This window comes from Marinobacter sp. BSs20148 (assembly GCF_000283275.1).
Taxonomy (GTDB): domain Bacteria; phylum Pseudomonadota; class Gammaproteobacteria; order Pseudomonadales; family Oleiphilaceae; genus Marinobacter; species Marinobacter psychrophilus.
This window is the reverse complement of record NC_018268.1, coordinates 506,514-519,656: the sequence shown is the minus strand read 5'-3', so window position 1 is coordinate 519,656 and position 13,143 is coordinate 506,514. Positions and strand designations below refer to the sequence as shown.

General features: G+C 56.5%; 13 protein-coding genes. 10 read left to right on the top strand and 3 right to left on the bottom strand.

The genetic code is table 11. The features are described from left to right. Positions 1-12: 12 nt before the first annotated feature. The 6 genes from MRBBS_RS02280 to MRBBS_RS02255 all read left to right on the top strand — a co-directional run bounded on the left by MRBBS_RS02280 (position 13) and on the right by MRBBS_RS02255 (position 6,129). The gene (locus tag MRBBS_RS02280; RefSeq protein WP_014869820.1) at positions 13-1,083 is read left to right on the top strand and encodes a sensor histidine kinase; all 1,071 of its coding nucleotides are present in this window, start codon (positions 13-15) and stop codon (positions 1,081-1,083) included. A 22-nt stretch (positions 1,084-1,105) separates the two neighbouring features. Then, the gene (locus MRBBS_RS02275; RefSeq protein ID WP_014869819.1) at positions 1,106-1,855 is read left to right on the top strand and encodes a LytR/AlgR family response regulator transcription factor; all 750 of its coding nucleotides are present in this window, start codon (positions 1,106-1,108) and stop codon (positions 1,853-1,855) included. Between the two features lie 130 nt (positions 1,856-1,985). Further along, positions 1,986-2,927 carry a hydroxymethylbilane synthase gene (gene hemC / locus MRBBS_RS02270; RefSeq protein ID WP_014869818.1) on the top strand — a complete coding sequence of 314 codons (942 nt, stop codon included), beginning with the start codon at positions 1,986-1,988 and terminating at the stop codon, positions 2,925-2,927. Next, entirely contained in the window at positions 2,908-3,714 is an 807-nt protein-coding gene (locus tag MRBBS_RS02265) for a uroporphyrinogen-III synthase (RefSeq protein WP_014869817.1), read from the top strand. The genes hemC and MRBBS_RS02265 overlap by 20 nt, the downstream gene beginning before the upstream one ends. Positions 3,715-3,727: 13 nt before the next feature. Continuing rightward, a complete protein-coding gene (locus MRBBS_RS02260; RefSeq protein WP_041635034.1) occupies positions 3,728-4,891 on the top strand; it encodes a uroporphyrinogen-III C-methyltransferase in 1,164 nt (387 codons plus the stop codon). Then, a complete protein-coding gene (locus MRBBS_RS02255; protein WP_014869815.1) occupies positions 4,888-6,129 on the top strand; it encodes a heme biosynthesis HemY N-terminal domain-containing protein in 1,242 nt (413 codons plus the stop codon). Before MRBBS_RS02260 ends, MRBBS_RS02255 begins: the two co-directional genes overlap by 4 nt. A 26-nt stretch (positions 6,130-6,155) precedes the next feature. Here the strand turns inward: MRBBS_RS02255 and MRBBS_RS02250 are convergent, their stop codons facing one another. The 3 genes from MRBBS_RS02250 to rho form a co-directional block, all read right to left on the bottom strand. Beyond that, a complete protein-coding gene (locus MRBBS_RS02250; RefSeq protein ID WP_014869814.1) occupies positions 6,156-7,157 on the bottom strand; it encodes a 2Fe-2S iron-sulfur cluster-binding protein in 1,002 nt (333 codons plus the stop codon). A 1-nt stretch (position 7,158) separates the two neighbouring features. Beyond that, positions 7,159-8,670 (bottom strand): 4-hydroxy-3-polyprenylbenzoate decarboxylase, encoded by a 1,512-nt coding sequence (gene ubiD, locus MRBBS_RS02245; protein ID WP_014869813.1) that lies wholly within the window; start codon positions 8,668-8,670, stop codon positions 7,159-7,161. 176 nt (positions 8,671-8,846) lie between these two features. Next, on the bottom strand, positions 8,847-10,109 hold the full coding sequence (rho, locus tag MRBBS_RS02240; RefSeq protein WP_014869812.1) for a transcription termination factor Rho: 1,263 nt from the start codon (positions 10,107-10,109) through the stop codon (positions 8,847-8,849). A gap of 432 nt (positions 10,110-10,541) precedes the next feature. Between rho and moaB the strand changes: the two genes are divergently transcribed. Genes moaB through MRBBS_RS02220 form a run of 4 tightly spaced genes read left to right on the top strand, consistent with a single transcriptional unit; the run spans position 10,542 to position 13,137 of the window. After that, positions 10,542-11,114 (top strand): molybdenum cofactor biosynthesis protein B, encoded by a 573-nt coding sequence (gene moaB / locus MRBBS_RS02235; RefSeq protein ID WP_014869811.1) that lies wholly within the window; start codon positions 10,542-10,544, stop codon positions 11,112-11,114. A gap of 59 nt (positions 11,115-11,173) precedes the next feature. Then, positions 11,174-12,388, top strand: coding sequence for a gephyrin-like molybdotransferase Glp (gene glp / locus MRBBS_RS02230; RefSeq protein ID WP_014869810.1), 1,215 nt, complete (start codon positions 11,174-11,176; stop codon positions 12,386-12,388). Positions 12,389-12,390: 2 nt separating this feature from the next. Next, a complete protein-coding gene (gene moaD / locus MRBBS_RS02225) occupies positions 12,391-12,651 on the top strand; it encodes a molybdopterin converting factor subunit 1 (RefSeq protein ID WP_014869809.1) in 261 nt (86 codons plus the stop codon). 3 nt (positions 12,652-12,654) lie between these two features. Next, a complete protein-coding gene (locus tag MRBBS_RS02220) occupies positions 12,655-13,137 on the top strand; it encodes a molybdenum cofactor biosynthesis protein MoaE (protein ID WP_014869808.1) in 483 nt (160 codons plus the stop codon). Positions 13,138-13,143 lie beyond the last annotated feature (6 nt).

Below are 13,143 nucleotides of genomic sequence, written 5' to 3'. Positions count from 1 at the left end.
AGCGAGACCGCCGTGGATTCGCGATTTTTTGTGCCAGACCTGTGCCGGGTGCGGGCCTTGTTCATGTTACTCGTTACCAGCGAACTGGTGGTGCTGGCACTGGCGATGGTGCAGGCTCAGCACGACTGGATTGACTGGGGGTATTTTGGTTTGCTGTCGTTGTTTGTGCAGTGGACCTTGCTCACCAGTGTCGCCATGATCTGCCCGCTGCGCCCGCGCCTGGCGCAACTGTCTGTGGCCAGCGCAACGTTTGTCATTGTTGTTCTGGTACTGGCGGATGTCTTCGCTTTTAGCCTATTTGCCGACCGAGTGCTAAATCCGGGGCCCGGCGCGCCTCAATGGCATAACATTGCCAAAAAAATGCTGCTGGCGATGCTGACCACTTTAATAGTACTTCGCTACTTTTATCTTCAGCACCAATGGCAACAACAACAGGAAGCCGAACTGCAAGCACGTTTAAGCTCGCTGCAGAGCCGGATTCAGCCCCACTTTTTATTCAACAGTATGAATACCATCGCCAGCCTTATCGCCAGCGACCCCCAGCGGGCGGAAGACGCGGTGCTGGACCTGTCAGAGCTTTTCCGCGCCAGCCTGAGCACCAGCGAACAGCTGATCCCCCTGCAGCGAGAACTGGAACTGTGCCAACACTATCTGGACATCGAGGCCCTGCGCCTGGGGGATCGCCTTCAACTGCAGTGGCATATCGCTGACGGCTTACAAAACCAGGCTATTCCGCCCCTGACCCTGCAACCGCTGGTTGAGAACGCCATTTACCACGGCATTCAACCCCGAGCCCAAGGCGGCATTGTGCGGGTAGAAGCGCAGGCCAGCGGCGATTTTGTATACTTGCTCGTGCAGAATCCGAAACCCGAACCCGGCCACAGCGGCCACCACGGCAACCGCATGGCGCTGGACAATATTCAGGCCCGTATCCAGGCGTTATTCGGCGACCGCGCGGTGCTCAAACACAGCCATCAGGGCGACATTTACACCGTGACCTTACGCCTGCCCGCGCAGCAAGTAGACCGCCAGGGAGCCCAACGACACACATCATTAACAAAAGCGAAGCGAGAGACATTATGAAAAGAAGCGCCACAAAAAGCCCATGACCAGCCAGAGAATTCTGATTGCCGACGACGAACCCCTGGCCCGCGACCGCCTGCGGAGACTGGTCGAAGGACTTCCCGGGTACAGCGTTTGCGGTGAAGCGGCCGACGGCGACAGAACACTGCAAGCCGTTGCAGAACTGGAGCCGGACATTGTATTGCTGGACATTCGCATGCCCGGCGCCGACGGTATGGACGTGGCCGCCCACCTGAGCCAGCTTGAGCGCCCGCCCGCGGTCATTTTCTGCACCGCCTACGACCATTATGCGCTGCAGGCGTTTGAGGTAAACGCTTCTGCTTACCTGATGAAGCCGATACGCAAAGACGCCCTGGCCAAGGCGCTGCAACAGGCTGCAAAAACCAACCGCCTGCAACAGCAGCCACTGGCCGGCACTGCCCCCGCCGCTGCCGAACTGGCGGTGCGCACGTATCGAGGCACCGAACTGATCGACTTGGCTTCCTTAATTTACTGCCAGGCTGACCAAAAATACGTCACCCTTCACCACTTACAGGGTAACGTATTGTCCGACTACACCCTTAAAGGGCTTGAGCAACATTACGGTGACCACCTTTTGAGGGTCCACCGTAATACCTTGGTAGGCACACGATTTATTCAGGCGCTGCACCGCAACGTCAGTGGCCAGGCGACTCTGATTCTGCGTGATGGCCTTGGCGAACTGCCGGTTAGCCGCCGCCACGCTAGCGAACTACGCCAATGGCTGCAGGACTATCGATCTGGAAAACACTAGCGAAAACCCTGATCTGCATTAGCGATGCAGTCTAGCCTACGCTAGCAAGCAACCTGACCGACCCTGGCGAGACTTTTTTTGGGCGACAAGGTACCCTTAATACACATTTACCGAACCGACAGTGAGCACCATGTCCGCAAGAAATCTTCGCATTGCAACCCGCAGCAGCGCACTGGCGTTGTGGCAGGCCGAATTTATCAAAGCCGAGCTGGAACGATTGCACAGCAATGTCACAGTGGAACTGGTCAAGATTAAAACCTTGGGTGACAAGATTCTGGACGTGCCACTGGCCAAGGTGGGCGGCAAAGGCCTGTTCGTCAAAGAGCTGGAAGAAGCCATGCTCGACGGCCGCGCCGACCTGGCCGTGCATTCCATGAAAGATGTACCCATGGCCTTCCCCGAAGGATTGGGACTGGTGGCCATATGCGAGCGTGACGACCCCACTGACGCCTTTGTCAGCAACCATTTCAGCAGCCTGGATGACCTGCCGCAGAACGCGGTAGTGGGCACATCCAGTCTACGCCGCGAATCTCAATTGCGGGCAAACCGCCCGGACCTGCAAATTCGCATGCTACGGGGCAATGTAAACACCCGCCTGGCAAAGCTCGACGCCGGCAATTACGACGCCATCATATTGGCCAGCTCGGGCCTGAAGCGACTGGGTTTCGAAGCCCGCATTCGCAGCTGCATGCCAGACACGCTAAGCCTGCCAGCTGTGGGCCAAGGGGCTTTAGGCATAGAATGCCGGCTTGACGATCAGGAACTGCGGGCCATGCTGGAGCCGTTGAATCACACCGACAGTGCAGATAGGGTCAAAGCTGAGCGCGCACTGAATACTCGCCTTAACGGTGGCTGCCAGGTACCCATTGCGGCCTATGCGCTGCTGGAAGACAACGACATGTTGTGGTTACGCGGCCTGGTTGGCGCGGTGGACGGCAGCCTTATTTTCCGCGCCGAAGGCCGCGTACACCGCAGCGAGGGGGAACGCTTGGGCCGCGAATTAGCCGAGGACTTGCTAGCACAAGGCGCTGACAAAGTACTGGCTGAAGTCTATGGCTACACGCCGACCTGAGTCTGCGCTACTGCCCCTTGCCGGGCGGCGCATTCTTATCTGCCGCCCGCAGCCAGAGGCTGATCGCCTGGCGATCGCCTTTCAGGCAGCCGGGGCACAGGCCGAGTGCTTGCCGCTGATTGACCGCGCGCCGCTGGCACTGAGCGCAGAACACCAGGCCCACATTCAAAACCTGGACCTGTTTCAGCATATTGTGGCGGTAAGCCCTTACGCTGCGCGCCAACTGCTGGAACAGGTTGATGCCTGGTGGCCGCAACTGCCCGTAGGCATTCACTGGTATGGCGTGGGCGCCGGCACGGCAGCGGAACTGTCACGCTGCGGAATTACCGCTCGCAGGCCCGCTCAAGGCTGGACCAGCGAAGCCTTGCTGGCATTGCCGCCACTACAAAACCTGAAAAACCAGCGAGTTCTGCTGGCCCGCGGCGGCGAAGGTCGCGACTTATTGCGGACCACGCTGAGCCAGCGGGGCGCTCAAATAACTGTGATACCCTTGTACCAACGCTTTTGTCCACAGTATTCCGCGGCACAACTGGCGCATGCTCTAGATGGCTTTAACCCGGACGCTGTGATTACCTTGTCCGGTGGAACCCTGAAAAATCTCGTCGCGCTGTGTGACAAGAACGACCATAATCTGTACCGAAAACTATTGATTGTGCCCGTGGAGCGGGTGGCCGAGCAGGCTCAGACAGCCGGCTTCATTCACCCACATGTTCCAGCAGGCCTGACAGACAACAACATAGTGGCCAGTGTGACAGAACGACTCACTGGCCAGACGGTGGCCCTGTAAAAGCGAAGTAAGGATGCCCGTGACCAACACACAGAAACAACTCCCTGCCCCCATAGCCCAGCAACAGCAGCCGGAGCGCCCGCATACCTGGCCGCTGTGGCTGATCAGCATAATTGCTTTGGTTCTGGTGCTGTTACTGGTGCTTTGGAACTGGCAGCAGTGGAATAACAATCAGGCCAGTCAGCAAGCCCTTAAAGACCTGCAACAAGAAACCGCCCAGCTTGATTCACGCTACGGTGAACGTGGCAGCCAGCAGGCTCAGCGCCTACAGTCGCTGACCGACGCGATGGCGGCACAGCGGGAACTGATTGCCACCCAGCAGCGGCAGATAGACCACAACGCTACCACCCTGCTGGAAGCCGGCAATCGAACCCGCACTGACTGGTTGTTGGCCGAAGCCGAGTATCTTTTGCGGGTAGCCAACCAACGCTTGCTGATGGAGAAAGACATAAAAGGGGCGGCTTCTGCGCTGCAGGCTGCAGATGACGTATTGGCCGAGTCGGATGATATCGGCGTGTATCCGGTGCGCCAACAATTAGCTCGAGAAATGCTGGCATTAAAGAGCATCGTCGCGGTGGATAGAACCGGCCTTTACCTACAATTGGAAGCCGTTATAGACAGTATTCATCAGCTTACCAACCAAGCGCTGATTTATGAAAACGCGCCTGGCTTCATGCTTTCGGCCGATGCCTCCGACGTCGACGCGGGCAAGCCCAGCGTGGCGGCTCGCGCCTGGCAGTCATTTACCCGCACACTCAAACAGGTTGTTGTTGTAAGGCGGCTGGACGAGCAAGTAAAGCCCTTGTTGTCGCCAGATCAATCCGCCTACGCTCGTCTCAATCTGCAGCTGATGCTGGAAGAAGCCGAACTGGCGGTGCTGCGCGGCAACCAGGCGCTGTACCAGAAATCCCTGGAAAAAGCCCGTGCCACGGTGCAGGAGTGGTATAACGCCGATAACGCCCGTGTTGGCGCTATGGCAGACACTTTGGGTGAGCTCGCCAGCCATAATGTAGACCCTGAACTACCCGATATCAGTCGCTCTTTGGGACTGCTAAAACAACGTGTTTCCGGCCGCGGCGTTAACAATAACGGCGATCAGGATGCCCCTGCAAACAGCGATGACCAAGATGGCGATGCGCCAGTCAATGGGGCCGCCGGCAACGGAGGCAACACATGATAAGTTTTCTGGCCATTATTGTGCTGGCACTGCTGCTGGGAACCGGGCTGGCGTTCGGCCTGCAATATGACTTGGGCTACATTAGAGTCAGCTTTGGCAATTATCTGGTCGAAACCAACTTCTGGGTAGGTCTGGCACTGCTGGTGGTAATAGTGGTACTGACAGTTATGCTGATTGGCTTGGTGCGGCGTTTACGCAACGGCACCAGCGTGATGTCGGGTTGGATAGCCCGTGGCAAAGAGCGGCGTGCGCGCCGCCGCACCACTCAAGGGCTTTTAGCGCTAGCCGAAGGCAACTGGCCGCGAGCAAAAAAGATGCTGACCTCATCGGCAAGCAATGCTGACACGCCGCTGATCAACTATCTGGCAGCGGCACAGGCCTCGTTTGAATGCGGTGACAATGAAGCCGTAGACAAACTGCTGCGCAAAGCGTTTGAGAGCACGCCGGGGTCTGATATGGCCGTTGGCATTACCCAGGCCCAGCTGCAGCTGGCGGGCAATCGGGTGGAACAGGCCTTGGCCACATTGTTGCGCCTGCGCAAGCAGTCGCCTCATCATCCGTTTGTACTCAAACTGCTGAAAACCGCTTATTTGCGTTTGGAAGACTGGCGTGAGCTTTCCAAATTGCTAGCGGAATTGCGCAAGTACAACATTCTTGTTCCAGCTGAATTGGACAATCTTGAGCGCCAGACCTGGCACAACCTGTTGGAACAAGCCGCCAGCAAGTGCCGTAAGGAGCAAGCCAATAGTCCCGCCGCCAGCCTGGATCCACTCACTGATCTGTGGGATCAGTTACCCAGTTCTATGCGCCGTGACGAACGCACAATCTTCAATTACACCAGCCTTCTGGCTGGTCTGGGGGATGAAGCGCAGGCCGAGACACTGCTGCGCAAAGTGCTGCGCAATCACTGGAGCGACGAACTGATTAATCTTTACGGCCGAGTAGAAAGCCAGGCGCCTGACGAGCAGCTACTACTGGCTGAGCAATGGCTGAAAGACCGACCCAATAACGCCGAACTGATGTTGGCTTTGGGTCGGTTAAGCTTGCGCAATGAGCTGTGGGGGAAGGCACGAGAATACTTTGAAACCAGCCTGAAACTGCAGCGCAAGCGTGAAACCTTGGCCGAGCTGAGCCGCTTGAACGCTCACATGGGACACGACACCGCCAGCATAAATCTACTGATGCAGAGTCTGGAAAATGATAACGGCTTGCCCCACCTGCCTATGCCAAAAGCCTGACGGCTGGGGCTGAGTGCGCGCTGCGGCTATGGCCGCGGCGCGTATTCCAACACATCTGAAAAGAACACGTCCGCTGGCAATCCGGCATCTTTCAAGGCGTCCATCAGGGTGTACACCATGGTGGGTGAGCCACTGGCATGTACTTCCACATTGCTCAAATCGATGTCTGCGCTCAACACAGCATGTGCCAGTTGGCCATGGTGCCCAGACCATTCGTTGTCTTCGTTATCACCCACAACCGGCACAAAGCGGAATAGCGGCCAGTCTTTGGCCCATTGCTCGGCCAGGCTTTGTAAATACAAGTCCTGTCGTTGACGCACGCCCCAGAACAACACCACCGGCTGGTTGTAATCGGTGCTGCGCAAGTACTCTATCAGGCTTTTCATTTGCGCAAACCCGGTGCCTGCTGCGATTAATAGCAGTGGCTTTTTGGGTATCACCGCCAAACAGGCTTTACCATGGGGCAATTCCACCATCACCTCGGCGCCCACTTGCAGTGCGTTTACAATAATCTGCCCCGACGCCCAACCCGGCGAAGCCTGAATGTTCAATTCTATATTGGCCTGCTGCGGACTGCTGGCAATGGAAAAATACGCAGGGCCGGCGTTATCCAGATGAATTGCCAAGTACTGGCCAGCATGGAACGACAGCTCGCGGCGCCGCGGTAGTTGCAGTTCAATCCGAAAAATATCGTGATTGAGTGGGCGGGCGTCCAGCACTTTAGCAAGGACTTTCCGCGGCGGATTTTTTCCAGCAGCGATCACAGACGTTATCTCCAGTTCCAAATCAGCCAGGGCCCGAGTACGACACAGCATCAGGCGGCTGGCAACAGCTAGTGTATTTTGATTTCTCGTGTTTACAGCCGTGCCGGCCAGCATGCGCGCTTCACAAATCTCGCACACACCGTTGCAGCAAGCCATAGGCACTGCAATACCTGCAGCAGCTGCGGCGCTCAGCAGATCGTCACCGGCACTGACCCAATACTCCAACCCACAAGGCTGTAACCGAACCCGGTAACTGTCCGCCATATCAGTCGGGGCGGCCGGACACGGTTTTAACCCCGGAATTCGCCGGCAAGGTAATTCCCAAGCTATCCCACAGTTCGTCCACCCGCTGTTTCACCTCGGAAGTCATGGCAATGGGCTCACCCCACTCGCGGTCGGTTTCACCAGGCCACTTATTAGTCGCATCCATGCCCATTTTCGAGCCCAAACCCGATACCGGTGAGGCAAAGTCCAAATAGTCGATGGGGGTGTTTTCCACCATCATGGTGTCGCGTGCCGGGTCCATACGGGTGGTCATGGCCCAGATAACGTCTTCCCAGTTGCGGGCATTGATGTCGTCGTCAGTCACGATAACAAACTTTGTGTACATAAACTGACGCAGAAACGACCATACACCCATCATCACCCGTTTAGCGTGTCCCGGGTATTGCTTTTTCATCGTCACGATTGCCAGGCGGTATGAACAGCCCTCTGGAGGCAGATAGAAATCAACAATTTCGGGAAATTGCTTTTGCAGAATCGGGATGAACACTTCGTTCAGTGCCACACCCAGAATCGCCGGCTCATCGGGCGGCCGGCCGGTGTAGGTACTGTGGTAAATCGGGTCTTTACGATGGGTCATACGCTCGACGGTGAACACCGGAAACCGGCCAACCTCGTTGTAATAACCGGTATGGTCACCAAACGGGCCTTCCGGCGCCATATCGTCGGGGTAAATAAACCCTTCCAACACAATTTCAGCGCTTGCTGGCACCTGCAGATCGCTTAACCCGGCCTTCACCAACTCGGTACGGCTGCCACGAAGCAAACCTGCAAAGGCGTATTCGGACAGCGAGTCCGGAACCGGCGTCACTGCTCCCAGAATCGTTGCGGGGTCCGCACCAAGAGCGACAGCCACCGGATACGGCTGGCCGGGATTCGCTTTCTGCCAGTCGCGAAAATCCAACGCACCACCACGGTGGCTAAGCCAGCGCATAATCAAGCGATTGCGTCCGATCACCTGCTGCCGATAAATACCCAGATTCTGGCGTTCTTTATGGGGACCACGGGTAATCACCAGCGGCCAGGTAACCAGCGGGCCAGCATCCCCCGGCCAGCAGTGCTGCACGGGTATCTGGTAGAGGTCGACTTTGTCTTTCTCGATCACCACATCCTGGCAGGGTGCAGAGCGCAAAACTTTAGGGCTCATGCGCATAACCTGGCGGAACAGCGGCAGTTTTTCGATGGCGTCTCTAAAACCCTTGGGGGGATCAGGCTCTTTCAAAAACGCCAGTAGTTTGCCAATGTCGCGCAGCGCGGTAACGTTCTCTTGCCCCATACCCAAAGCAACTCGCCTAGTGGTGCCAAACAGGTTGGCCAGCACCGGCATGTCATACCCTTTAGGATTCTCAAACAGCAAGGCCGGTCCGCCAGCACGCAGTGTGCGGTCGCAGATTTCAGTTATTTCCAGGTGGGGGTCTACTTCGACTGAAATGCGTTTGAGTTCGCCCAACTTTTCCAGCTGGCTAATAAAATCTCGCAGGTCGTTGTACTTCATGCGTTGCTCCGGTTAGTTCCGGTCATGTACGTGAGTTCTGGGAGATTGGTTCTGGTTAATCGTTCAGACAATGTAACTCGGAGCTCTAGCAGGATGAGAGACCGCATTCTGGGAGCCCTACCGGGGGAAACTTTCCTCCGGCACGGCGCAACACCCCAAAAAATGCGCCAGGAATCTTAGCGGCGCTTCATAGACTGGAAGAACTCGTCGTTCGTCTTGGTGTCTTTGAGCTTATCCAACAAAAACTCGATGGCTGCAGTATCGTCGTCCATAGAGTGCAGCAGCTTGCGCAGTATCCACACTTTCTGGATGTCGGCTTCGCTCATCAGCAGGTCTTCGCGGCGGGTGCCGGAGCTGCGGATGTTGATAGCCGGATAGGTACGCTTTTCGGCAATCTTGCGATCCAGGTGGATCTCCATGTTGCCGGTACCTTTGAATTCTTCGTAAATCACTTCGTCCATTTTGGAACCGGTGTTCACCAAAGCGGTGGCGACAATGGTCAGGCTGCCGCCTTCTTCAACATTACGCGCAGCGCCGAAAAAGCGCTTGGGCTTTTCCAAGGCGTGGGCGTCAACACCACCGGTCAGTACTTTGCCAGAGGACGGGATCACGGTGTTGTAGGCCCGAGCCAGACGGGTGATGGAATCCAACAGGATGACCACGTCTTTTTTGTGCTCGACCAAGCGTTTAGCTTTTTCGATAACCATTTCTGCCACTTGTACGTGGCGGGCTGGCGGCTCGTCAAAGGTTGAAGCAATCACTTCGCCGCGCACGGTGCGCTGCATCTCCGTTACTTCTTCCGGGCGCTCATCAATCAGCAGCACAATAATGTGACATTCCGGATGGTTACGGGTGATCGACTGGGCAATACTCTGCATCAGCAGGGTTTTACCGGCCTTGGGCGGCGACACAATCAAACCACGCTGACCCTTACCAATAGGCGCGACCAGATCCAATACCCGAGAAGACAAGTCCTCCGTGCTGCCGTTACCGGCTTCCAGATGCATGCGCTCGTCTGGGAATAACGGGGTCAGGTTCTCAAACAAGATCTTGTTACGAGCGTTATCAGGCTTGTCGAAGTTGATCTCGCTGACCTTCAACAGCGCAAAATAGCGCTCGCCGTCTTTGGGCGGGCGAATTTTCCCTGAAATGGTGTCGCCAGTGCGCAGATTAAAACGACGAATCTGGCTGGGTGACACATAAATGTCGTCAGGACCCGCCAGGTAGGAAGCATCGGCAGAACGGAGGAAACCAAAACCGTCCTGCAGAATTTCCAGTACGCCATCGCCGTAGATGTCTTCTCCGCCTTTGGCGTGGCGCTTGAGTATGGTGAAGATAACGTCTTGCTTGCGCGAGCGTGCAAGATTATCGAGGCCCATTTCTTGCGCAATTTCGAGCAACTCGGGCATGGAATTCTGTTTGAGTTCAGTAAGATTCATAGTTTATTGAATTTTCAGGAATGGAAGAAAGCGAACGTTAGGGTGAAGGGGTGCCCCGGAACGGATTGATAAGTACAGTCTAAAGATCGGGATGCTGGCCAGATGGAGCAACCGGGAGATAATAAAGTCAAGAAAATGAGTACCGAAGCCAGCGAGTGGGAACAATCGTTCGCAAGGCGAGATTGATAATCTGCTACCTCGGCTCCGAATGTCAAGGCCAGAGCCGAAAAAACCATTAATTTCGCAAAGGATTGCGCATTCAGGCCGTTTTATCCAGGCATCGCTTACGTTCAGAGGCTTGCCTTGGGCGCTTCCTATGGGTCTTGGGCGGTTCCCTACAAAGAGGTATTCCCCTTCCATTGACGCCCCACGATGCGGATACTAAAGGCTGAGTTCTTTCACACTTTTTATCGCTAAAAACAGGAGCCGCCCATGAGCAGCAAGCCAAGCCACGAACTGATTCCTATGAATATAGCCATATTGACAGTGTCGGACACCCGCGGCGAAGACCAGGACAGCTCCGGCCAGTTTCTGGAAGACAGCGTGGTCGAGGCCGGCCACACTCTGATTGCGCGGCGCATCTTGCCAGACGATGTTTATTTGATGCGTGCGCTGATCAGCAGCTGGATAGCCGACCCACAGGTTCATGCCGTTGTGATTACCGGCGGCACCGGCTTTCATGAGCGCGACAGCACGCCAGAGGCCCTTGGGCCTTTGCTGGACAAAAGCATCGAAGGTTTCGGCGAAGAATTTCGCCGGCTATCAGCCGCAGAAATTGGCACCTCGACCATCCAGTCCCGAGCGTTTGGCGGACTGGCCAATCACACAGTCATATTCTGTCTGCCTGGTTCTACCGGCGCCTGTCGCACCGGCTGGAACGGCATTCTGTCCACCCAGCTAGACAGCCGCCACAGCCCTTGCAACTTTTCGGCACTGGTCGGGCGCAAGCCAGATCGAGCAATAGCACGCCTGAGCCAAGTTATCGGTAAAAACGCTGTGCGCTAACAGCCCATCAGTCATCTCGTTTTCACGCCTAACTACCCCTAACAAGGAAAGCAGATACCATGGCCGCCGTCGATCTAACCCCCGTTGAAGATGCTATAAAGCATTTACTGACCCTTGCCGCACCGCCAGCGGCGATTGAACTTGTCCAGGTTCACAGCACTCTGGGCCGGGTGTTAGCTCGAGATTACACCGTGCTCGCTGATGTGCCGCCAGCCGATAACAGCGCGGTAGACGGCTATGCTTTGCGCGCAGAGGATTTCCGACCCGGAAAGCCGCTTTTGGTTTCGGCGCGAATTCCCGCCGGCCAGGCACCGGGGGCGTTGGTTGCCGGCACCGCCGCGCGGATTTTTACTGGCTCCGAAATACCATCAGGTGCCAATACCGTTGTGATGCAGGAGCGTACAAAGGTTGATGCCGATGGCGTGCTAATCGACGGCGACGTAAAACTCGATCAGAATATCCGCCGTCGGGGCCAAGACCTGGCCGCGGGCGACTTGGCTCTGGCCCAAGGGACCCTGATTCGCCCCCAGGAAATGGGCCTACTGGCCAGCATGGGCATTGCCGAGGTTGAAGTGTTCGAAAAGCTGAAAGTGGCGATACTAACCACCGGCGATGAGCTGGTCGATCCAGGCACACCGCTCGAAGTCGGTCAGATTTACAACACCAACCGCTACACGTTGTTGGGCCTGTTGGACCAAGCTGGCTGTGAGGTGGTGCTGTGTGAGAGCTTGGCAGACACCCGCGAGGGTACCCGAACTACTCTTCAGCGCGCAGCAAAGGCCGCCGACCTGGTAATTACCAGTGGCGGCGTGTCTGTGGGTGAGGAAGACCATGTGCGTGCAGTATTGGACGAATCTGGTCAACTCTCACTGTGGCGCATGGCGATCAAGCCCGGTAAACCGCTGGCGTTTGGTGATATCGGCGGTACCCCGGTACTGGGTTTGCCCGGCAATCCGGCGGCGGTGCTGGTCGCATTTTTAGTGGTGGGCATGCCGTACATTCGCCAGCGCCAGGGGCGCCTGCACATCCACCCGTTAGGCCAGCAAGTCGCGGCCGGGTTCAGCGTTGGCTCTGCCTCCGTACGGCGGGAATATACGCGCGCGCGACTGGAGCAGGACCAGGGCAACACAGTGGCCAAAGCGTTCCCCAACCAGAGTTCTGGGGTTCTCAGTTCAGCCTGTTGGGCTGACGGCTTAGCATTAGTGCCGGAACACAGCACCCTAAGCCCTGGCGACATCATCACTTACTTTCCATTTTCTGAATTGGTGAGCTGACCATGCCTGAGCAGACCCTTAGCGTCCGTTTTTTTGCCCGCTTACGCGAAGAACTGGGCACCGAACATTTAACCATGCCGGCACCCGCAGGCCAGACGGCCGCAGATTTGCTGGCCACCCTGGCCAGCCGAGGTGGGCCCTGGGGCCAGCTAAACACCGGCCAACCGGTGATGATTGCCATCAACCAGGCCATGGCAAAACCGCAATCGCCCGTTAAACCAGGTGATGAAGTAGCGTTTTTCCCACCCGTGACAGGAGGTTAGCGAATGCCGCAAAAGTCTTCTGCCTGTTCACAGACTGTACCCAGCGTCAGTATCCAAAACGCGGATTTTGATGCAGCGCAGGAGTACTCGCAACTTCGCGACAGCGGCGCGGGCACGGGCGCTATCGCCACATTCACCGGACTGGTGCGCGACAGCGGTGATCGCCAAGGCGTAACCGGGCTGTTTCTGGAACACTACCCAGGCATGACTGAACAGGTCATTAGTGATTTGATCGCACAGGCTGGCCAGCGCTGGGATGTGCGCAAAGCGCGAGTGATACATCGCATAGGCCGCTTACCCCTAAAGTCACAAATTGTATTTGTAGGGGTATGCAGTGCCCACCGGCGCGACGCCTTTGCCGCCTGCGAATTTATTATGGACGCGCTAAAAACATCGGCGCCGTTCTGGAAGAAAGAACTGACAGACGCAGGTGAACATTGGGTCGAGCAGAAAGCATCAGACGTTGCGCGCTCAGAAGATTGGTAGCAGGAC

What these genes read in the sequence shown, in the direction of transcription:
- MRBBS_RS02275 (WP_014869819.1), top strand. Translation starts at nt 1,106, where the DNA reads ATGACCAGCCAGAGAATTCTGATTGCCGACGACGAACCCCTGGCCCGC.
- hemC (WP_014869818.1), top strand. Translation starts at nt 1,986, where the DNA reads ATGTCCGCAAGAAATCTTCGCATTGCAACCCGCAGCAGCGCACTGGCG.
- MRBBS_RS02265 (WP_014869817.1), top strand. Translation starts at nt 2,908, where the DNA reads ATGGCTACACGCCGACCTGAGTCTGCGCTACTGCCCCTTGCCGGGCGG.
- MRBBS_RS02260 (WP_041635034.1), top strand. Translation starts at nt 3,728, where the DNA reads ATGCCCGTGACCAACACACAGAAACAACTCCCTGCCCCCATAGCCCAG.
- MRBBS_RS02255 (WP_014869815.1), top strand. Translation starts at nt 4,888, where the DNA reads ATGATAAGTTTTCTGGCCATTATTGTGCTGGCACTGCTGCTGGGAACC.
- MRBBS_RS02250 (WP_014869814.1), bottom strand. Translation starts at nt 7,157, where the DNA reads ATGGCGGACAGTTACCGGGTTCGGTTACAGCCTTGTGGGTTGGAGTAT.
- ubiD (WP_014869813.1), bottom strand. Translation starts at nt 8,670, where the DNA reads ATGAAGTACAACGACCTGCGAGATTTTATTAGCCAGCTGGAAAAGTTG.
- rho (WP_014869812.1), bottom strand. Translation starts at nt 10,109, where the DNA reads ATGAATCTTACTGAACTCAAACAGAATTCCATGCCCGAGTTGCTCGAA.
- moaB (WP_014869811.1), top strand. Translation starts at nt 10,542, where the DNA reads ATGAGCAGCAAGCCAAGCCACGAACTGATTCCTATGAATATAGCCATA.
- glp (WP_014869810.1), top strand. Translation starts at nt 11,174, where the DNA reads ATGGCCGCCGTCGATCTAACCCCCGTTGAAGATGCTATAAAGCATTTA.
- moaD (WP_014869809.1), top strand. Translation starts at nt 12,391, where the DNA reads ATGCCTGAGCAGACCCTTAGCGTCCGTTTTTTTGCCCGCTTACGCGAA.
- MRBBS_RS02220 (WP_014869808.1), top strand. Translation starts at nt 12,655, where the DNA reads ATGCCGCAAAAGTCTTCTGCCTGTTCACAGACTGTACCCAGCGTCAGT.